The organism is Microbulbifer mixtoriginis (SeqCode) (assembly GCF_052467705.1).
This window is the reverse complement of the sequence record NZ_CP174322.1, coordinates 205,529-224,022: the sequence shown is the minus strand read 5'-3', so window position 1 is coordinate 224,022 and position 18,494 is coordinate 205,529. Positions and strand designations below refer to the sequence as shown.

At 55.9% G+C, this 18,494-nt stretch carries 18 protein-coding genes; 5 read left to right on the top strand and 13 right to left on the bottom strand.

Features of this window, described 5'->3' with window-relative positions; translation table 11 throughout:
• The first annotated feature begins 1 nt into the window (after position 1).
• A complete protein-coding gene (locus ACJJIB_RS01090; protein ID WP_252083904.1) occupies positions 2-361 on the top strand; it encodes a hypothetical protein in 360 nt (119 codons plus the stop codon).
• 21 nt (positions 362-382) lie between these two features.
• On the opposite strand, the gene phoR is transcribed toward ACJJIB_RS01090, so the two are convergent.
• From phoR to ACJJIB_RS01070, 4 genes are all read right to left on the bottom strand, one after another.
• A complete protein-coding gene (gene phoR / locus ACJJIB_RS01085) occupies positions 383-1,714 on the bottom strand; it encodes a phosphate regulon sensor histidine kinase PhoR (RefSeq protein ID WP_252083903.1) in 1,332 nt (443 codons plus the stop codon).
• Positions 1,715-1,848: 134 nt separating this feature from the next.
• Entirely contained in the window at positions 1,849-2,553 is a 705-nt protein-coding gene (gene phoB / locus ACJJIB_RS01080; RefSeq protein ID WP_252083902.1) for a phosphate regulon transcriptional regulator PhoB, read from the bottom strand.
• A gap of 109 nt (positions 2,554-2,662) precedes the next feature.
• Positions 2,663-3,505, bottom strand: a complete 843-nt coding sequence (gene ubiA / locus ACJJIB_RS01075; RefSeq protein ID WP_444888888.1) for a 4-hydroxybenzoate octaprenyltransferase — start codon at positions 3,503-3,505, stop codon at positions 2,663-2,665.
• A 63-nt stretch (positions 3,506-3,568) separates the two neighbouring features.
• Positions 3,569-4,180 carry a chorismate--pyruvate lyase family protein gene (locus ACJJIB_RS01070; protein WP_444883213.1) on the bottom strand — a complete coding sequence of 204 codons (612 nt, stop codon included), beginning with the start codon at positions 4,178-4,180 and terminating at the stop codon, positions 3,569-3,571.
• Positions 4,181-4,295: 115 nt separating this feature from the next.
• Between ACJJIB_RS01070 and ACJJIB_RS01065 the strand changes: the two genes are divergently transcribed.
• Positions 4,296-5,612, top strand: coding sequence for a dicarboxylate/amino acid:cation symporter (locus ACJJIB_RS01065; RefSeq protein WP_444883212.1), 1,317 nt, complete (start codon positions 4,296-4,298; stop codon positions 5,610-5,612).
• Between the two features lie 10 nt (positions 5,613-5,622).
• Here ACJJIB_RS01065 and recG read toward each other — a convergent pair whose 3' ends face one another.
• Complete coding sequence (recG, locus tag ACJJIB_RS01060; protein ID WP_444887589.1) at positions 5,623-7,725, bottom strand: ATP-dependent DNA helicase RecG; 2,103 nt, start codon at positions 7,723-7,725, stop codon at positions 5,623-5,625.
• Positions 7,704-8,627, bottom strand: coding sequence for a hydrogen peroxide-inducible genes activator (locus tag ACJJIB_RS01055; protein ID WP_252083898.1), 924 nt, complete (start codon positions 8,625-8,627; stop codon positions 7,704-7,706). Before ACJJIB_RS01055 ends, recG begins: the two co-directional genes overlap by 22 nt.
• Positions 8,628-8,816: 189 nt before the next feature.
• Between ACJJIB_RS01055 and ACJJIB_RS01050 the strand changes: the two genes are divergently transcribed.
• Both ACJJIB_RS01050 and ACJJIB_RS01045 read left to right on the top strand, forming a co-directional pair.
• Entirely contained in the window at positions 8,817-9,077 is a 261-nt protein-coding gene (locus ACJJIB_RS01050; RefSeq protein ID WP_252083897.1) for a GlsB/YeaQ/YmgE family stress response membrane protein, read from the top strand.
• A gap of 229 nt (positions 9,078-9,306) precedes the next feature.
• Positions 9,307-10,191 carry an NAD-dependent epimerase/dehydratase family protein gene (locus tag ACJJIB_RS01045; RefSeq protein ID WP_444887588.1) on the top strand — a complete coding sequence of 295 codons (885 nt, stop codon included), beginning with the start codon at positions 9,307-9,309 and terminating at the stop codon, positions 10,189-10,191.
• A gap of 81 nt (positions 10,192-10,272) precedes the next feature.
• Here ACJJIB_RS01045 and ACJJIB_RS01040 read toward each other — a convergent pair whose 3' ends face one another.
• The 6 genes from ACJJIB_RS01040 to ACJJIB_RS01015 form a co-directional block, all read right to left on the bottom strand.
• A complete protein-coding gene (locus ACJJIB_RS01040) occupies positions 10,273-10,656 on the bottom strand; it encodes a Rid family detoxifying hydrolase (RefSeq protein ID WP_444883209.1) in 384 nt (127 codons plus the stop codon).
• A gap of 155 nt (positions 10,657-10,811) precedes the next feature.
• Complete coding sequence (spoT, locus tag ACJJIB_RS01035) at positions 10,812-12,929, bottom strand: bifunctional GTP diphosphokinase/guanosine-3',5'-bis pyrophosphate 3'-pyrophosphohydrolase (protein WP_444887587.1); 2,118 nt, start codon at positions 12,927-12,929, stop codon at positions 10,812-10,814.
• A 54-nt stretch (positions 12,930-12,983) separates the two neighbouring features.
• Entirely contained in the window at positions 12,984-13,247 is a 264-nt protein-coding gene (rpoZ, locus tag ACJJIB_RS01030) for a DNA-directed RNA polymerase subunit omega (protein WP_252086044.1), read from the bottom strand.
• Positions 13,248-13,347: 100 nt separating this feature from the next.
• A complete protein-coding gene (gene gmk / locus ACJJIB_RS01025; RefSeq protein WP_444887586.1) occupies positions 13,348-13,968 on the bottom strand; it encodes a guanylate kinase in 621 nt (206 codons plus the stop codon).
• A 242-nt stretch (positions 13,969-14,210) separates the two neighbouring features.
• Complete coding sequence (locus tag ACJJIB_RS01020; RefSeq protein ID WP_444887585.1) at positions 14,211-15,455, bottom strand: sterol desaturase family protein; 1,245 nt, start codon at positions 15,453-15,455, stop codon at positions 14,211-14,213.
• A gap of 138 nt (positions 15,456-15,593) precedes the next feature.
• Positions 15,594-16,190: a TetR/AcrR family transcriptional regulator gene (locus ACJJIB_RS01015; protein WP_444887584.1), complete on the bottom strand. Its 597-nt coding sequence runs from the start codon at positions 16,188-16,190 to the stop codon at positions 15,594-15,596.
• 156 nt (positions 16,191-16,346) lie between these two features.
• Between ACJJIB_RS01015 and ACJJIB_RS01010 the strand changes: the two genes are divergently transcribed.
• Positions 16,347-16,889, top strand: coding sequence for a carboxymuconolactone decarboxylase family protein (locus tag ACJJIB_RS01010; protein WP_444887583.1), 543 nt, complete (start codon positions 16,347-16,349; stop codon positions 16,887-16,889).
• A gap of 78 nt (positions 16,890-16,967) precedes the next feature.
• Here the strand turns inward: ACJJIB_RS01010 and ACJJIB_RS01005 are convergent, their stop codons facing one another.
• Entirely contained in the window at positions 16,968-18,362 is a 1,395-nt protein-coding gene (locus tag ACJJIB_RS01005) for a S8 family peptidase (RefSeq protein ID WP_444887582.1), read from the bottom strand.
• Positions 18,363-18,494: the final 132 nt, after the last annotated feature.

The window sequence follows — 18,494 nt, the reverse complement described above, 5'->3', positions numbered from 1 at the left end:
TATGCCCGTATGGTTTGAAGTTTCCGTTGTTGTGGCGTTTGCCATTGCAGCTGTGTTTTTTTTCGCCAAATATCGTGAAACTGCTGCAGCTCTGCATGAAAGTGAGCGCATGAAAACGCGTCTCTCCAATGACCTGAATCGCTATAAAGATGTGCCGCGGCTGCGCGCTCTGCGCGATGCCTTGGTGGGAAACAAGCCTCTGCCTGTGGATGACAATGGCAATGAGCATCTGTTGTTAAGAGATGGGGATTTAAAGTTGCACCACCTGATCCTGCGCCGGGAGAGCACCCCGGTGCACGATGAAGAAGAGGCCACCTATATCAAAAATGGTGAGCCGGTAAAGCTGCCGGAATTTGAATAGTTTTATCATTGAGGGGGTGGATCAGGAATCCGCACCCTCGGTCTCCATTAGTTCCCGAGAGGGGCTCTCTTCCAGCTTGGTAGAGGGGAAGTGCAGGGTGAAAGTACTGCCCTGGGCTGGGACACTGTGCACGCTCATTTCCGCACCGTGGCGCAATAGTACATGCTTGACGATAGCCAGGCCCAATCCTGTGCCGCCGCTGTCGCGGGAGCGGCCGGGGTCTACCCGGTAAAAACGTTCGGTAAGGCGCGGGATATGCAGCGAGTCTATACCGATACCCTGGTCCCGCACACTGAAGTGGCCGCCATCGTTATCCTGCCACCAGCGCAGTTGTATCTCCCCGTTCCCCGGGCTGTATTTCACCGCATTGAGCGCCAAGTTGGCGAAAGCGCTGTGCAGCTCACTGGCATCGCCGCGGATACTGCAATCCCCTTCGCACGCCACACTGACCTGGTGACGGTCGCCGCTAAAGCTGCGCGCCTCACGGGCAACTCGCTCCATCAACTCGCGCACATCTACAGAGACGTCACCCGTTTTTCGCTCTGACGTTTCCAGGCGTGCCAGAAGAAGCAGGTCGTTGACCAAGGTGGTCATACGTGCCGCCTGCTCCTCCATCTGAACCAGCGGGCGCCGCCAGGCGGGAGGTGCCATATCACTGTTCTGCAGGGTTTCCAGGTAGCCGGCAATTACGGTAAGAGGAGTGCGCAACTCGTGGGAAACGTTGGCGACAAAATCACGACGCATCTGCTCGAGATTGTGCAGGCGGGTGATATCGCGAACGATAACCAGGGCTTCATCCTTGCCGTAGCGGGTCACTTCCAGTTGCAGATGCAGGGCTTCATTACCCGGCGCTGGCAGGGTCAGCGGTTCGCGAGGGCTGTTGTCCTCGCTGTGCATATAGCTGACAAAGCCAGGGTCACGCACAAAGTTCACCAGGGACTGCCCCTGATCACTGGACTGCAGGCCGAGCAGCTCGCCGGCGGCGGGGTTCCACCAGGCCAGGTGGTCGCCATTTTCCAGGGCTACAATGCCTTCGCGCAGGGCGCTGGTGCTGTCCTGAACACGGCGTAACATGACATGCAGCTTTTGCTTCTCACGGCGGTGACGGCGTTGCATACGGTAGAAGTCGTCATAGATTTCACCCCAGATACCAAAAGCAGTGGGAGCGGGGCCGCGGCGGCCATTGGCCAGCCAACGATTGAAGCGGTGCTGCTGCCACAGCACTGAGAGCAGGTAGGCTGCCAGCCCTAAAATCAGGGTGAGCGACCACTCGGACGTGGTGAAGCCGAGGGTCAAGCAGCCCAGAGCAATAATTAAGAAGCGCGAAAATTCGCCAATACTGCGATCCAACATAGCCTTGCCGTGTTACCTGGCAGTTGTCGGGAGGGCTGATGTCCACCCCCGCACTTAATACATCTTAGAAACCCGGTCCTCTGTGGGAGTGACCAATGGTTACCGCGGGAGTCAGTGCCGATCTTGGCAGATTGTCACACTTTTTCGGCAGTTTGCACAGAAAATCGATAGCCGGTGCCGCGCACTGTCTGGATATAACGGTCGTGACCGTCAAGTGCCAGAGCTTTGCGGAGGCGGCGGATGTGTACGTCGACGGTGCGCTCCTCCACATAGACATTGCCACCCCAGACGTGATCCAGCAGCTGGGTGCGTGTGTAGGCGCGTTCCTGGTGAGAGAGAAAGAAAGTCAGCAGGCGAAATTCAGTAGGCCCCATATCCACCGGCTGTCCCTTGATGGTGACCCTGTGGCTCAGAGGGTCCAGTACCAGATCGCCGGCGCTGAGGGGGTCTTCGGGGGTGGCCGGGCCGGCGCGGCGCAGTACCGCCTTGAGGCGCGCCACCAGCTCGCGGGGGGAGAAGGGCTTGGTGATATAGTCGTCGGCGCCCGTCTCTAACCCTTTGATTTTATTGTCTTCTTCGCCTTTGGCGGTGAGCATGATGATGGGCACCGCGGTGGTCAGCTCATCGCGCTTAAGTCGGCGGGCCAGCTCTACTCCGGATACATCGGGTAGCATCCAATCGAGAAGAATAAGGTCTGGCTTTTCATCGATGACTAAGGCGTGGGCCTCTTGGGCGTTTTCCGCCTCCAGGCAACGGTAGTCTGCCATTTCTAAAGCCACCCGCAGCATATCGCGTACAGGGGCTTCGTCGTCGACAATCAGGATCGTTTTACTGTGCATTTGGCTGCCATACCCGCTCTGTTGTCAGAAGTTCCCGGTTATGGCCGAGGATTAAACGGGATTTATATGACAAATATATGACGGTTATGCCTGAACTCCCAGACCTGGATCAATTGAAGAGGTAATGTAGGAATATTCCGGCAAAAAACACTAACCCTACCCAGTTGTTGTGGATAAATGCCTTAAAGCAGGCCTCTCTCTCCCGGTTGCGGATCAGCCATTGCTGGTAGGCGAAGAGCGCCGCTATAGCCGTAACTGCCAAGTAGTAAATGGCGCCGAGGCCGAAGCGCTGGCCGATCAACACCAGTGCCATTAGCACCAAAAGCTGCAGGGTGGCAGTCATGGCTCTGTCCATTTCCCCGAACAGAATTGCCGTGGATTTAACTCCAATTTTTAGGTCGTCATCCCGATCTACCATGGCGTAAAAAGTGTCATAACACAGGGTCCACAAGAGGTTGGCGACATAGAGAAGCCAGGCCTGGGGGGGGACTTCGCCGGTCACTGCGGCGAAGGCCATGGGGATCCCCATACTGAATGCCGCGCCCAACACCACTTGTGGCAGGTGAGTGTGCCGCTTGGCAAAGGGGTAGCAGAAGGCCAATGCCAGTGCTGGCAATGACAATAAAATCGTTAGCTGATTGGTGGTGAGCACCAGCAGAAAAGCCGCGAAGCTGAGCCCGGCGAATAGGCCAAGAGCCGCCTTGGGAGTAACGTTACCGGTGGCCAGGGGGCGCGTGGCGGTGCGCTTAACATGGCCGTCAATCTCGCGGTCGGCGAAGTCATTTACCGCGCAGCCGGCCGCACGCATCAGGATGACGCCCAAAGTGAACACTGCAAATAGGTGCAGCCCTGGCCAGCCCCCCGCCGCAAGCCATAGTGCGACCCAAGTGGGCCACAAAAGTAATAGGGAGCCAATGGGCCTATCCATGCGCGCCAATTGCCAATAGGGCATTACGGCGGGCCAGCGCGCGGCGATTTGTTGGCTAATCACGGTGGCTAATCTCCCTGTATTTGGTTATTGGTTTGCGGGGACTGCAGGTGGGCCATCGGGGCAGAACTGCGATAGAAAGGCCTCTGCGACCAAAAGGGGTTTGCCCCGCAGCCAAAAAATTGAGCGGCGCCCCCAGGCACTGTCGCCGCCGTCGCAGAGTCCTTGAGCCTGCAAGTCGGGGTTGCGCCGCAATTGGTTGAACTCTATTTCGCCTCGGCGAATCCCTGGTTCGCTGAACAGCAGCTCCCCCAGAGGGCGGTCGTCGAGACTGCGTAAGTTGCGGGACTTACCCTGCAAACTGCGCAGGGGAAGTACACTGCGCGCGTAAACCCAGGGTTGGCCACACCCTATCAGTAGTACCTCCCGCACCAGGGCGCGGCTGTGGCGATTTAAATTGAGCGCGCGGCATTCCTCCGCGCGGGGTAGCTGCCAGCTCTGACCAAGTACCCGCACACTGAAATCCCCTCCACTTAGTTGCTTCAGTGCAGCGGTGAGCGAACCGGTGTATGCCAGCCACGGCATCAGGTTTTCTGGTGGTTGGGACTGTGCCGATTCAAACGGCCGCCCCCGCCAATCGCCCGCAGGTACAAATGGAGACTGGTGCAACGATAACTCCGCAGTCGGTAAAAAGGGCATTGTACCCTGCCCACTGGCGGCTGGCGCCACCCCGTTGGATTTTTGCTCACCAGGGCGGCAATGGATATAGTGCTCCCTTTAATGAAAACAATGAATTTATAAAGAGAAGCTTGTTATGGGGCTTACGACCAAAATTCTGCTGGGGATGATCGCGGGTATTGGGCTGGGAATCCTGATCAATATCCTGAATATGAGCCAGTTGCTCGGTGAGGGTGTTACCAACGCAATCAACCTCTACCTGACGGGTGGCCTGTTCGACATTATCGGGCGAATTTTTATCGCCTCTCTGAAGCTGATGGTGGTGCCGTTGGTGTTGGTTTCTCTGATCAGTGGTGCCTGTGCCCTGTCTGAAGGAAGCCGGATCGGTCCGTTGGCGGGTAAAACTGTGCTGCTCTATATGCTGACAACGGCTATCGCTATTACCCTGGCCCTGTGCATGGCACTGATCTTCCAGCCTGGGGTAGGTGTGAGCGAGGCTGCTGCTGCGGCAACGTCTTCTTTCCAACCAAAAGAATCCCCCCCACTTTCTGAAGTGCTGGTAAATATTTTTCCCACCAACCCAGTCGCAGCCATGGCCGAGGGCAATATGCTGCAAATTATCGTGTTTGCCCTATTAATGGGCTATGCGATCTCCCGCTGCGGCGAGCCAGGGAAGCGCATTGCAGCTTTCTTCAACGATCTCAATAGCGTTGTACTGCGCATGGTGGGGGTGTTGATGGTGTTTGCTCCCTACGGAGTTTTTGCCCTGTTGGCGAAAACTTTTGCTGGTTTGGGCTTAGAAGGCTTACTGCAACTGGGTAAATACTTCCTGGTGGTACTGGCAGCCTTGATTATTCATGCACTGGGCGTCTATTCGATTCTACTGAAGCTGTTGAGTGGTCTAAAGCCCCTCGAGCTGCTGAAAAAGATGCGTCCGACGATGATTTTTGCTTTTAGTACAGCTTCCTCTGCAGCAACCATACCGGTAACCCTGGCGACAGTTGAGAAGCGCTTAGGTGTGGACAATAAGGTGGCTGCTTTCACCGTCCCCCTGGGTGCAACCATCAATATGGATGGCACCGCGATTATGCAGGGTGTGGCTACGGTCTTTATCGCTCAGTTCTTTGGTATTGAGATCGGCTTGACCGGATTTCTAACAGTAATTCTTACCGCTACTTTGGCCTCCATCGGTACCGCAGGAGTGCCCGGAGTGGGCCTGATTATGCTCGGTATGGTGCTGCAGCAGGTGGGACTGCCGCTGGAGGGGATTGCCATTGTGATCGGCGTAGACCGCCTGCTGGATATGGTGCGCACCGCAGTGAATATCACTGGAGATGCGGTAGTGAGCAGTGTGGTGGCGAAGAGTGAAGGCGCCTTAGATGAGGAGACTTACTATGACGCCAATTACAAGAGTGTCAGCATCAACGACAACAGTACAGTAGGCGCCCACTAGGGCGTTCTCCTCAAGCCTCGGCGAAACGGGGCTTGTTTTGTAACCAGCGCTTAATTAGCTGCTGTCGCATCCCTTCCGTCAAATGTGGGGATATGGCTATTTTTTGCACTTGTGGCAGCAGTTCCGCATCCCGCTGCAGATCTGCAATACGGTGTTGGATCTCTCCAGTCTGGCGGGTGCCGAGAATTTCCCCTGGTCCGCGCAGACGCAGGTCTTCCTCAGCGATGGCGAAGCCGTCGCTATGCTGACGCAGCGCCTGTAGGCGCGCCCGTCCATTTTGTGACAGCGGTGTACCGTAGAGAAGCACACAGTGACTGGCTATGGAGCCGCGCCCAACCCGACCGCGCAGCTGGTGCAGTTGGGCGAGGCCCAGGCGCTCTGGGTTTTCGATAATCATCAGACTAGCGTTGGGCACATCTACCCCCACCTCGATCACCGTGGTTGCCACCAGCAGGTCTACCTCACCAGCTTTGAAGGCGCTCATTACCTGCTCTTTCTGCTCCGGCTTAAGGCGCCCGTGTACCAGGGCCACACGCGCACCGTCGAGCATCTCCACTAATTCCTCGGCGGTGGACTCTGCGGCCTGAGCCTGCAGGCTCTCGGATTCCTCAATCAGGGTGCAGACCCAATAGGCCTGGCGCCCTTCGGCGATGGCACTGTGCACTCTTTCCATCACCTGGTCGCGGCGGTCGTTAGAGATCGCCACGGTGTTAATAGGCTGGCGACCGGGAGGCAGCTCATCAATGATGGAGCAGTCCAGGTCGGCAAATGCAGACATAGCCAGGGTACGGGGGATCGGGGTGGCGGTCATAATCAACTGGTGCGGTTGCAACCTGCCGGTGGCACCGCTGGCGGCGCCCTTCTCACGCAGCTCCAAACGCTGGCGCACCCCGAAACGGTGTTGCTCGTCGATAATCACCAACACCAGGTTATGGAATTCCACACCCTCCTGGAAGAGTGCGTGGGTGCCAACCACAAGCTGCGCCTCGCCACTGGCAATTTTGCCCAACTGCTCGCGGCGCTCGGCGGCTTTTAAGCTGCCGGTAAGTTGCGCTACCTGTACGCCGAGAGGCTCAAGCCAGTTATAGAAATTGATTCTATGCTGCTCGGCGAGAATCTCTGTCGGCGCCATCACCACCACCTGAGCACCAGCGCCGATGCCTTTGAGGGCAGCCATGGCTGCTACCAGGGTTTTACCGGCGCCGACATCTCCCTGTAGCAGGCGCATCATGGGGAGGTCTTGGGCGAGGTCTTCGGCGATCTCCTCACAGACTCTTTGCTGTGCACCGGTGAGCGAAAATGGCAGGCGCGAGAGGAAATCTCTCTCCAGAGATTTGTTTTTGGGCAGTGGCGGTGCCGCAACCCTTGCGCTGTTGCGCCGCAATTCCAGCAGGCTCAAATGGTGCGCGAGCAGCTCTTCCAGGGCCAGGCGTTGTTGTGCGGGGTGTGTGCCGGCGGCGAGTTTTTCCAACTGGGTGCCGGCAGGTGGAGAGTGCAAATAAACCAGGGCGTCACTCAGTGGGTAACGCAATGGCTTTGGAAGTAAATCTGCAGGGAGCAGTTCGGTCACGGCTCCACTGCGCAGGAGCTCCACGGCTTGCTGCATCAGACCGCGCATACGCCCCTGGCTGACGCCCTCGGTCAGGGGGTAAACCGGTGTCAGGGTTTCCTCGGTAGTAGCGTTTTCGCTGCCGACAACTTCAGTCTCGGGATGGTAGAGCTCCAGGCCGGCGGCGCCACGCCGCGCCTCGCCGAAGCAACGCAGGCGTACGCCGCGGGCAAAGCGGTTTTTCTGCGCAGCAGAAAAGTGGAAAAAACGCAGAGTGATACTGCCGCTCATATCCTGAAGCTTGACTACCAGACTGCGTCGGCGGCCGAAAACTACATCGGCGGCAGTTACCTCGCCCTCAATAACTGCATCCATCCCAGCAGTGAGCCCGGCCACCGGTACTACCCGGGTGCGGTCCTGATAGCGCAACGGCAAGTGGAACAGCAGGTCTTGCAGAGAGTGGATATGCAGTTTGGCCAGGACCTGGGCAAACTTGTCTCCTACCCCTTTGAGGTTGGTAACCGGCTGATCTGCAAGGTTGTTTATGGCTCGATCAGATGACACTGGCTGATGGCCTCACGCAATATATCGATAGCTCGGTGGCGTGGAAAGCTGGCACGCCAAGCCAATGCGACGGTGCGCCGGGGCCCCGGCGCCTTGAAGGGGCGTGTTTCCAGCAGCCCGCTGGCATATTGCGAAGCAGTGGCAGCGGAGAATGGCAATACGGTGATACCGAGACCCGAGGCCACCATGTGTCTCAGGGTTTCCAGCGAACTGCCATCGGCGGCTGTGCGAATGCCTCCACCACCGCTCTCCTTCTCCATCGTGACCTGCAAGTGTGGGCAGGCCTCCAGCACTTGGTCGCGGAAGCAGTGGCCCTCCCCCAGCAACAGCACATTATCTTTGGTGAGCTGCTCGGGATCTATGAATTCCTGCTGGGCAAGGGGGTGCCCAGCAGGCATCAATACCACGAAAGGTTCGTCATAAAGTGGTTGGGTGACCACGTCGGGCTCGGTGAATGGCAGCGCGATAATGATCGCATCCAGCTCGCCCTTGCGCAGGCGTTGGCGCAGTGTGGCGGTGTAGCCCTCTTCTACGTAGAGAGGCATATCTGGGGCCAGGTGCTGTAGCTGCGGAATAAAGTGTGGAAACAAATAGGGGCCGATAGTAAAAATCGCCCCGACCGAGAGGGGGCTCGCCAGTTGGTCCTTACCGGCGCTGGCGATGTCTTTAATAGCGGCAGACTGTTCCAGTACCAGTTGGGCCTGGGCGACGATACGTTCCCCCAATGGCGTGGCCTGTACCCGGGTTTTGGAACGCTCGAAAAGGGCGACGCCCAGCTCTTTCTCCAGCTTTTTTACTGCGATAGACAGGGTCGGTTGGCTGACGAAGCAGCGCTCGGCGGCGCGGCCGAAATGCTGTTCCTGAGCGAGAGTGACGATGTAGCGCAGTTCATTGAGAGTCATGGTAAAGACAATTAAGCGATAGTATTTGATAGCTATTATTCATAAATAATAGCTGCTGACCACTCCCCAGCGCTAAGCTGTCACCTCAGGCACAAAGTTGGGAAAAATTACCAATTGTGGACGCCTTTATGGAATTGAGGCGCAAAATTTTGCTATATCTTATGAGGGCTAACAGAATGGAGAAACGCCATGGGAGTTTTATCCTGGATTATTCTCGGACTGATTGCCGGCGCCTTAGCCAAATGGATCATGCCAGGTAAAGACCCAGGTGGTTGGATAGTCACAATGGTGATTGGCATTATCGGTGCCTTCATCGGTGGTTGGCTTGGTGCCCTGATTGGATTCGGTGGCCCCGTGACCGGTTTCGGATTTGGCGACATAATAACAGCCACCATTGGTGCGATTATCTTTCTCGCTGTCTACCGCCTACTCAAAGGGCGCGGTAATTAGTTCAATACCAGAGCGGCAGATGGAATGGTGAGGCGTGAAAGTGCCTCGCATCGTTATTCATGGATGGCAAAACCGCAATCGTTTGCGGATTTTTTTTGGCGCACCGTTTAATAGTTAATGAATAAGACTAGGGACTTCTCATCTGAGGAGTTCCGCGGGACGCAACAGCACAATATCAAGGGAATATGGCAGTCGACGCTGTTCCAGGCGCAAGATTGTCGGGAACTATATGACACAGAAAGAGAAGCTTTGGATCCTTGGGTGTGGTGATCTGGGGGCGCGCCTCGCTCTAAATATAGATCGCAAGCAGTACAGTGTTTACGGCATGCGGCGCAACCCTCTGGTGGCTCTGGCGAGTAAGCGCAGAGCGGATGCGGTTAATTGGCGTCGGGGGGATGCCACCAAGGTGGGGGATATCGAGCGCTTGCTGACGGATGGTGCCGATATCGTCCTCGCCACATTTACTCCGGATGAACATACCCCCGGCGGTTATCAGCGCGCTTACGTGGAAACCGCGCGGGCTTTGGGCGAGGCCATTTCACGCCTGCCAAAACCGCCGCGCTTGGTGATATGGGCGTCTTCAACCCGCGTGTATGGCCAGAGCGGTGATGATTTTCTCGATGAGCAGACGCCTCCTGCACCTAGTGGTTTTCAGGGAGAGGCGCTGCTCGCGGCGGAGGAGATCATACGCTCGGCGATTCCCGGGGTCTGTATTGTACGATTTGCCGGAATTTACGGTCCGGGGCGTGACCGCTTGCTCTCTCAGGTACGCGCCGGTCGCTGTGCCCCGCCCCAGCCCCCCCAGTTCAGTAACCGTATTCATGTGGACGATTGCATTGGCTTTTTGTTGCACCTGGTTGAAAGGCACAAGCAGGGTTGGATACCAGAGCCACTGTATATCGGCGCCGATAGTAAGCCGGTCCCCATGTATGAACTACAGCAGTGGCTGGTGAAGGCTATGGGCTATACCAGCGCTCATTTGCGTGAGATTGTGCAGACCAGCGAACGCCGCTCGAAAAAACTCAGTAATCAGCGCTTGCTCGCTAGTGGTTACCAGCTCAAGTATCCCGATTACAAAGTGGGCTACAGTGCGCTATTGGAAGCGGAAGGCTGACAGCGGCAAATCTACGAGAGAGAAATCTAGAAATGCAGTGCCGGACGGAAGTCCTGCACTGCAGGTTGGTGCTCTGCTGGGTTAAGGCACCATCACCCCCTCGGCTTCAAACTGGGCACCAAGCGGCAGCTCCTTAACGACCACCGTGGCACGCGCTGGGTAGGGCTCCTGAAAAAACTCCGCCATCACCTCATTCACTGCGGCAAAGTTGTTGCTGTCGGTGATGTAGAGATTGAGCTTCACAATATGCTGGAGCGATCCATCCGAGGCCTCACAAACGGCTGCAAGGTTGCGGAAAACCTGGTGGGCCTCATCGACAAAACCACCGGAAACCATCTGCTGAGTCTCGGGATCCAGTCCTATTTGCCCGGACAGGTATACCGTATCGTTGACCTTTACCGCCTGGGAGTAGGTACCGGCTGCTGCCGGAGCCTTGTCTGTTTTAATAATTGCGCGGTTGGGCATTGGGCACTCCATTACTTATTGCTATTTGTTGCGGAAAGCCGATAAATATAGCGCGCTTTTGTAGGGAATGGCAGCGAGCCATAGGCCAAAAAGCGGAGTAAAAGCTCGCTCTCAGTGAGTCGATAATTAGCTCGCCAGTACGCTATCCAAGTATCTTACGGGCGCGAGATACGGATCACCGACGGCAGGTTGCGCAGCCTTTTCATGACTCTCGCCAGATGAATACGGCCACTGACCTCTAGTGTGAGGGAAATAACGCTGTTATGGGCGTCTTTTTCATCCACATTGATCTGCTCGATACTGGCTCCCTCTTCGGTAATACGGGTGGCCAGGCGCGCGATAATGCCGCGCTCGGACTCCACTTCCACCCGCACATCCCCGAGGAACTCTCCGCGTACGTCTGGGGACCAGTTCACCAGCATCAGGTTTTCCGGGTGTTCGCGGAATTCGTTGGTATTGCGGCAGGTATCCCGATGTACCACTACACCTTTGCCGGAGCTGATATGGCCGATGATGGTATCCCCCGGAATGGGGCGGCAGCACCGGGCGAAACTGATCATCATGCCCTCCTGGGCATCAATGGTCAGTGGCGAGGAGATATTGCTCGTTTCCGCCTCTTCACTGTGCGCGGGAGCCAACAGCTTGGCCGCAGAGAAGGCAACTTTGTTGCCGAGGCCTATCTCCTCCAGCAATTTCTCCAGAGTCGCACACTTGGCTTCCTGCAGACCTTTTTCCAGTTGCTCCGGTGTCAGTTCTTCCAGGCGGGTATTAAATTTACCCAGGGCCTTTTCGAGCAGGCGCCGCCCCAGAGTAATGGAGTCGTGGTGGCGCTGGTGTTTGAGGAAGTGTCGAATGGCGCTACGGGCTTTGGCGGTTACAACAAAGTTGAGCCAGTTTGGGTTTGGCTGAGCATTTTTACGGGTGAGAATTTCCACCTTTTGCCCGCTGGCCAGCGGCTGTGACAGGGGCGCCAAGCGCTGGTTGATCCGCACGGCCACACAGGAGTTGCCGATATCTGTATGCACTGAGTAGGCGAAATCCACGGCGGTGGCACCGGCGGGCAGGTCGACAATCTGCCCTTTGGGGGTGAATACATAGACCTCGTCGGGGAAGAGGTCGATTTTAACGTTCTCAATAAACTCCAGGGAGTCGCCGGCACGCTGCTGCATCTCCAGCAGGCCCTGCACCCAGCGGCGAGCACGTACTTGGCTAGTACCACCAGTGTTGATCACCTCATCGCCGGAAGCCTTGTACAGCCAATGGGCGGCGATACCGCTATTGGCCATTTCGTCCATTTCCTTGGTGCGAATCTGCACCTCGATAGGCACCCCGTGCATTCCCAGCAGCACTGTGTGTAGTGACTGATATCCATTGGATTTGGGGATGGCAACATAATCCTTGAATTCGGAGATGACGGGTTTATAGAGGCTGTGCATTACGCCCAACACCCGGTAGCAGGTGTCCACGCTGTCCACGATGATGCGGAAAGCGTAGACATCCATGATCTCTTTAAAGGATTTCTTCTTGGCGCGCATCTTTTGGTAGATGCTGAATAGGTGTTTCTCGCGACCAATCACCAGTGAGCTGATTCCTTCACGCTGCAGGCGCAGCTCAATGGCGTTCTGGATCTGCTCCAGCAGTTCCTTGCGATTGCCGCGCGCGGCTACCAGAGCGGCACGCAGTCGGCTGGCGCGCAGCGGGTGGATCGCAAAGAAGGATCGGTCCTCAAACTCGATACGCACATCGTTCATACCCAGGCGGTGGGCAATGGGTGCGTAGATTTCCAGGGTTTCGCGAGCGATGCGCTGGCGTTTTTGTGGCTTGAGTGCGCCGAGGGTGCGCATATTGTGCAAGCGGTCGGCCAGCTTGACCAAAATTACGCGGATATCGCGCGCCATGGCCAGAGCCATTTTCTGGAAGTTTTCCGCCTGTTTTTCCGCGGCGCTGTCTGTCTCAAACTGGGTCAGTTTGGATACACCGTCGACAATATCGGCAACCTCGCCACCAAACTGCTCCTCCAGTGCGGCTTTGGGGATTCCGGTGTCTTCGATCACATCGTGGAGCATGGCAGCAGCCAGGCTCTCGTGATCCATATGCATGCCAGCAAGAATTGTGGCCACCGCCAAAGGATGGGTCACATAGGGTTCACCGGAACGTCGCTGCTGACCGTCGTGGGCTTGTTCGGCGTAGAAATAGGCGCGACGGACTATTTGGATTTGCTCGGGAGGCAGGTACGAGGAGAGGCGGTGGGCCAGACTATCGATGGTGTGCAATGCCGCGCGCGCCTCTCGTAAAACTCATAAACTCTAGGTCAGAACAGATCGAAATCAGATTTCCTGGTCGGACAGATAGGCCGGGGCCGCCATGGGTGCCGGGGCCTCTTCACGATCTGGCTGGTCGAGAATGCTCGCATCAACCAGGCCCTCTTCGATCTCACGCAGGGCGATAACCGTGGGTTTGTCGTTCTCTTCTGGAACCATCGGATCCTGTCCGCCGGTGGCAATCTGGCGGGCGCGCTTACTACCCACGATAACGAGTTCGAAGCGGTTGTCGACGTGCTCCAGACAATCTTCAACGGTGATACGTGCCATAAACTTTCGGTTCCATTCACTGTGCCCGGGTGGGCGAATTCTGTTCGGGGGACCGGTTATTTTACCGGACCGGGGAGTGTACGCAATTCGATCAACCGGCTCAATGGCGCAACAGTGCCTGCAACAGTTCACCGTGGCGTTTCTGTTGCTTTTCCAGACGTTGGCGTTGGGCGGTGAAGATGGAGCCAAGCTCTATTAGGGCCAGCTCGAAATCGTCGTTAATCACCAGATAGTCGGCTTCCACGTAGTGGGTCATTTCATCAATGGCCTGATCCATACGACGCTCGATCACACTTTCGTCGTCCTGGCCTCGACCTGTGAGGCGTTCGCGCAGGGCCTCCTGAGAGGGTGGCAAAATAAAAATACCAACGGTCTCTGGGTGCAGACGGCGCACTTGAGCGGCACCCTGCCAGTCAATTTCCAGGATTACATCGCGGCCACCAGCGAGAATTTCCTCGATACTGCCCTTGGAAGTACCGTAGTAATTATCACCGTATACCTGAGCGTGCTCGAAGAAGGCATCTTGCTCAAGCATTGCCAGAAACTCCTCGCGCGACACGAAGTGGTAATCGACACCGTTGACCTCGCCCGGACGCATGGAACGGGTGGTATGGGAGATAGAAACGGTGACCTGACTGTCGCTATCCACCAGTGCTTTGACGAGACTGGTTTTCCCAGCGCCGGAGGGGGCGGATACGGTATAGAGGGTTCCTGTTTGCACAACTGATCCTGTTCGGGGTGAAAGCGCGCATTATAACCGAAGCCGTTACCTGAGCGGTGACTGGCAGTTGCGCAATCCCAGGAAAAGGAGGAGGAAAAGGCTAAACCCCGGCCGGAATTGGGGGTAAGTGTTGGGAGTTTCAGGAGGCGCTATAAACTGCCTTCTGAGCCCGGCCGGGATCGCCCAGCGGGAGATCACTCGATCACCACCAACATCCTGCAATCGAGGTTCACTCCTTGTTGCTAATCGCAAACGACAGCGACTGTATCCTCTTTGCAAGTGATTGCCAACCACCCCCAGACCAGAGCACTGATCGCAATATAAGCGCTGAAAATTGGGACAAATTGTGTGTTTAACAGCGGCAGCACCCCGCAGTAGAGGGCCAGGCGTAAGGGTTCCAGATATTTGGTCAGTGGATGGTTATCGAGAATTCGCCCATTGATTACCAGGCCAAAAACCAACAGTGCTACTGCCCCCAGCAGTGAGGGAATTTCCAGGCTCTGGTAGTACCACAGGAGTGCCAGGGTGGCGGCGGAATAGCACAGGTGCTGGCCCAGCGCGTAGTTGCGTCGGGCCCGACGAATCTGTGGGTTGTAACGCTGGAAAGATTTCAGGTTGGTGGAGGGGACTGGCATTGCCGCTTCGGCATCTGCGGGACGATAGCCGGTGGGGCGGAACCAAAGGGTAAATTTGTCCCACCAGTTTTTTGTATACCAGGCGTCTTGCGCCATGCGTTTCAGATGTTGCAGGTTTGCCGCCAGAGGGTCGAAGGTATTAAGGGGTTTGCGCACACCGTAAATACAGGGCTCCCCCTCCAGCTCCTCTTGATAGGTACCAAACAGGCGGTCCCATAAGATCAGGATTCCGCCGTAGTTTTTATCTACGTACACCTTGTTCTGCGCATGGTGCACTCGGTGGTTAGAGGGGGTAATCAGCAGCCATTCCATCCAGCGGATTTTGGGAATTTTTTGCGTGTGTACCCAGAATTGGTAAATCAGATCTATGGCTCCGGCCACGATCACCATTTCCGCTGGCAAGCCAATCAGCAGCAGGGGTAAATAGAATACCCAATCCAACTGCAACCCACCGCTAGACTGGCGCAAGGCAGTGGTGAGGTTGTAATCCTCGCTCTGGTGATGCACCAGGTGTTCCGCCCAGAACACGTTGACCTCATGGCAGATGCGGTGCTTCCAGTAATAACAAAAATCGTAGGCGAGTACAGCTAGCGCCAGGTGCCAGCCATTACTCATGGACCAGTCGAAGCCGACTGCTTGGTAGTAAGGCAGCAGCAGCTGGTATAGCGGGATATAAATGACTAGAAATAGGCTTTTATAAGTAAGCCCAAGTATGCGGCTTAGGATACCCGTACTCAAATTTCCCAGGGCATCGTTGAGGCGGTAAAGCCCCCAACCTTTCCAGCGGTCCAGTGCGAGTTCTGTGAGTACGGCGATCAGGAAAAAAGGGATGGCGAAGGTAATCAGATCCACGGTGACCTCTTATTGTTATTACTCGATACCGTTTCTCCTGAATGTGCCATAGGGGCTGCGCTGGTCAAATAACCGCAGAGGCTGGATTCCGAAATCCGTCAGCGTTTGTATAAGAGGCCGCTTATAATCGCCTTTTTCTCAACTTGTGGTCTGCACGCAGGCTGGGTCAAACAACTGTTCGATCATTTGCCCAACCGCAGCGCGGTCCGAGGTGGCGCGGAGATAAGTTCGCAGCCCAATCATTTGAACCTGCAACTGGCGAGCGAGCAGCGCCGAGTCTGTCTGTTTGGAAAGCTCTCCAGCAGTCACCGCACTCTCCAGATACTGACGGAACTTTGCCCCATGTGCAGCCAGTAAAGCGCGGGCCTCGGCCAATAGTGCTTCTTCTCCTTCATCCAGCTCTGAGATGGCTTTAGCTAATAGGCAGAGCTCGTTTGGGGCATCAACATCGTCACCTAGCAATATGTGATGGAAATAGGCACGCAAGCCTCCAAGGTTGCTGCCTTCGTCATTTATGCATTGAAGGAGTAATTGGTCGCGATTTTGCGCGTAATAGCTGAGAACCTCTTTGAAAAGTCCAGATTTACTACCAAAAGCAGCATAAATACTACCAGGACGAAGATTGGTGGCCTGTTGCAGGTCACGAGTCGATGTGGCGTGAAACCCTTTTTGCCAGAAAAGCCAGGTTGCCCGCTGCAATACTTCCTGGCGGTCAAATTTCGCGGTATTCGCCATGTTGCCTCCACTTGAGCAATTGCTCAAATTTTACCCTTTCAAGAGATATCCGCCAATTACTCTTTGCTGTTGAACGATCGCTCAATATTGGTTAGTCTCACAATACTTGATCGACCGCTCAAGTATTTAACCCAAACATTAATGGTGAGTTCAGCGATGAAAGAGTTCCAGATTTACGATCTTGAAAGTGCACCGCAAGACAGCAAACCCCTCCTCCAGAAATCTATCAAGGCCTTTGGCTCTATCCCCAACTTGCACGGGGTTATGGCAGAGTCGCCCCAAGCCCTGGCGGCTTACCAGGATTTACATCAGTACTTCCTGGACACCTCATTCAATGCCGAAGAAATGACTGTGGTCTGGCAGAGCATCAATGTGGAGCATAACTGTCACTACTGTGTACCGGCACACAGCGCTATTGCCAAGGCGATGAAAGTAGCGGACGAAGTGAATGAGGCCCTTCGCAATAAGACGCCCCTACCTACTGAAAAACTTGAAGTACTGCGGGACACCACCCTGGCGATTGTGCGTGAGCGTGGTGTGATTTCAGATGAGGTATCAGAGCGGTTTTACGCAGTGGGCTATAACCGCCAAAACCTGCTGGAGATTATTGTTGGGGTTGCGCAGAAAGTGATGAGCAATTACATCAATCATCTTGCAGATACGCCGGTTGACCCCCAATTTGCCGCGTTTGTTCGTTAGATTGCGTGGGCCGGCACGGGAAAGCTATAAGGCCGGCATTTGCCGGCCTTTCTATAAGATCCACAAGCGGTGGGGATATCAGTTACTGGCCGCTGCCACTGCCGCAGCAGCGTCGACAATGCCAGAGCCACAGCGCGAGCAAGAGGATGGGAAACTGCGCGCGGTGCTGGTGAGAATAGACTCTACCTGATCGGGTGTCACATTGGGGTTCACCGAATAGATCAGAGCTGCGGCACCGGCTACATGGGGGGTGGCCATGCTGGTACCGGGATAGTAAGCATAGGAATCCGTACCGGCTACAGTGTTGCCGCTGTTGAGAGTGGATAGCACACCATCACTGCTCACCACATTGGTCTCACCACCCGGTGCGGCTACGTCGACCACATTACCGTAATTAGAGTAGTAGGCGCGACCACCGGAGCGATCTGTGGCGGCAACAGTAATAACCCCCGAGCAGCTTGCCGGCGTGTAACGGCGAGCGTTGCGAGCGGAGTTGCCGGCGGCAACCACGACGGTGGCACCTAGGCTGCGTGCGGTATTGATGGCATTCTGCGTTGTGGTAGCGCAACTGCCGCTACCACCCAGGCTCAAGTTCAGTACCTGGGCGGGGTTGGCGTTGGTTGGGACACCGCTGACAGAACCGCCGGCGCTCCAGATGATGCCGTCGGCAATATCTGAAGTGTAACCGCCACAGCGGCCGAGTACTCGCACGGGTACGATCTTCGCTTTGGGGGCCACACCGGCTACGCCCATATTATTGTTGGTCACTGCCGCTATGGTGCCGGCGACATGGGTACCGTGCCAGCTGCTGTCCGCTTCCGGGTATCGGGGGTCACCACAGTAGGTATTGGTATACCAGTCGCCGGGGTCGGTGGCGTCGCTGTCGCGGCCGTCGCCATCCACAGAGACATCGGTATCGGAAATCATGTCGTAACCGGGCAGCAGGTTAGCGGCCAGATCTGCGTGGGGCAGGAAGCCGGTATCGATAACTGCGACGACCACACCCTCGCCCTGAGTGGTATCCCAGGCTGCCGGCAGATTAAGGCCACCGTTGGACTCAAAATAGTGCCACTGATCGTAATAGCTGGGGTCATTGGGTACGGCCATGGCCTTCATCATCAGGTCGGGCTCTGCATACTCGACATCGGGGTCCTGTTTAAGGCGGCTGATAATAGCCTCGAGCTCTGCTTTGTTTTTGCGTCCCTCCAGGCGCATCACCTGAGCACCTGTGGCCATACGGCGCAGGTGACGCATTTTATGGCCGGCGCGGCGGGAGGCTTTATCTATGGTTTCTGGAGCTAGCCTGGCCGCCTGCCCTATTTTAGCGCCCTGCTTGTATTTGACGATAATGCGGTCGGTGATTTGAGCGTTGCTGGTATCTTCGACCTGGGCGGCAAAGGAGCTTGCACACAGCAGTGAAAATACGCCGGCCAGTGCGGACTTATGCAATAGATTTTTCAGTGGTGTTTTCATTATTGTTATCTCTCCGTGATGGATGGTTATCACCCTGGTCAATATTTAGCTGACAAGAGGGGAAATCCGGGTGCTTGGCTTTCGGTAGAACTGCAAAAAAGCGTGGCACCGTTAGAACACAGGCAAAATATG

Excerpts from the sequence above, each read along its gene's own strand:
- ACJJIB_RS01045 (WP_444887588.1), top strand. The coding sequence starts at position 9,307 with ATGACACAGAAAGAGAAGCTTTGGATCCTTGGGTGTGGTGATCTGGGG.
- ACJJIB_RS01055 (WP_252083898.1), bottom strand. The coding sequence starts at position 8,627 with ATGACTCTCAATGAACTGCGCTACATCGTCACTCTCGCTCAGGAACAG.
- ACJJIB_RS01070 (WP_444883213.1), bottom strand. The coding sequence starts at position 4,180 with ATGCCCTTTTTACCGACTGCGGAGTTATCGTTGCACCAGTCTCCATTT.
- ACJJIB_RS01065 (WP_444883212.1), top strand. The coding sequence starts at position 4,296 with ATGGGGCTTACGACCAAAATTCTGCTGGGGATGATCGCGGGTATTGGG.
- ACJJIB_RS01010 (WP_444887583.1), top strand. The coding sequence starts at position 16,347 with ATGAAAGAGTTCCAGATTTACGATCTTGAAAGTGCACCGCAAGACAGC.
- phoB (WP_252083902.1), bottom strand. The coding sequence starts at position 2,553 with ATGCACAGTAAAACGATCCTGATTGTCGACGACGAAGCCCCTGTACGC.
- ACJJIB_RS01050 (WP_252083897.1), top strand. The coding sequence starts at position 8,817 with ATGGGAGTTTTATCCTGGATTATTCTCGGACTGATTGCCGGCGCCTTA.
- ACJJIB_RS01090 (WP_252083904.1), top strand. The coding sequence starts at position 2 with ATGCCCGTATGGTTTGAAGTTTCCGTTGTTGTGGCGTTTGCCATTGCA.
- ubiA (WP_444888888.1), bottom strand. The coding sequence starts at position 3,505 with ATGCCCTATTGGCAATTGGCGCGCATGGATAGGCCCATTGGCTCCCTA.
- rpoZ (WP_252086044.1), bottom strand. The coding sequence starts at position 13,247 with ATGGCACGTATCACCGTTGAAGATTGTCTGGAGCACGTCGACAACCGC.
- ACJJIB_RS01015 (WP_444887584.1), bottom strand. The coding sequence starts at position 16,190 with ATGGCGAATACCGCGAAATTTGACCGCCAGGAAGTATTGCAGCGGGCA.
- ACJJIB_RS01005 (WP_444887582.1), bottom strand. The coding sequence starts at position 18,362 with ATGAAAACACCACTGAAAAATCTATTGCATAAGTCCGCACTGGCCGGC.
- phoR (WP_252083903.1), bottom strand. The coding sequence starts at position 1,714 with ATGTTGGATCGCAGTATTGGCGAATTTTCGCGCTTCTTAATTATTGCT.
- ACJJIB_RS01040 (WP_444883209.1), bottom strand. The coding sequence starts at position 10,656 with ATGCCCAACCGCGCAATTATTAAAACAGACAAGGCTCCGGCAGCAGCC.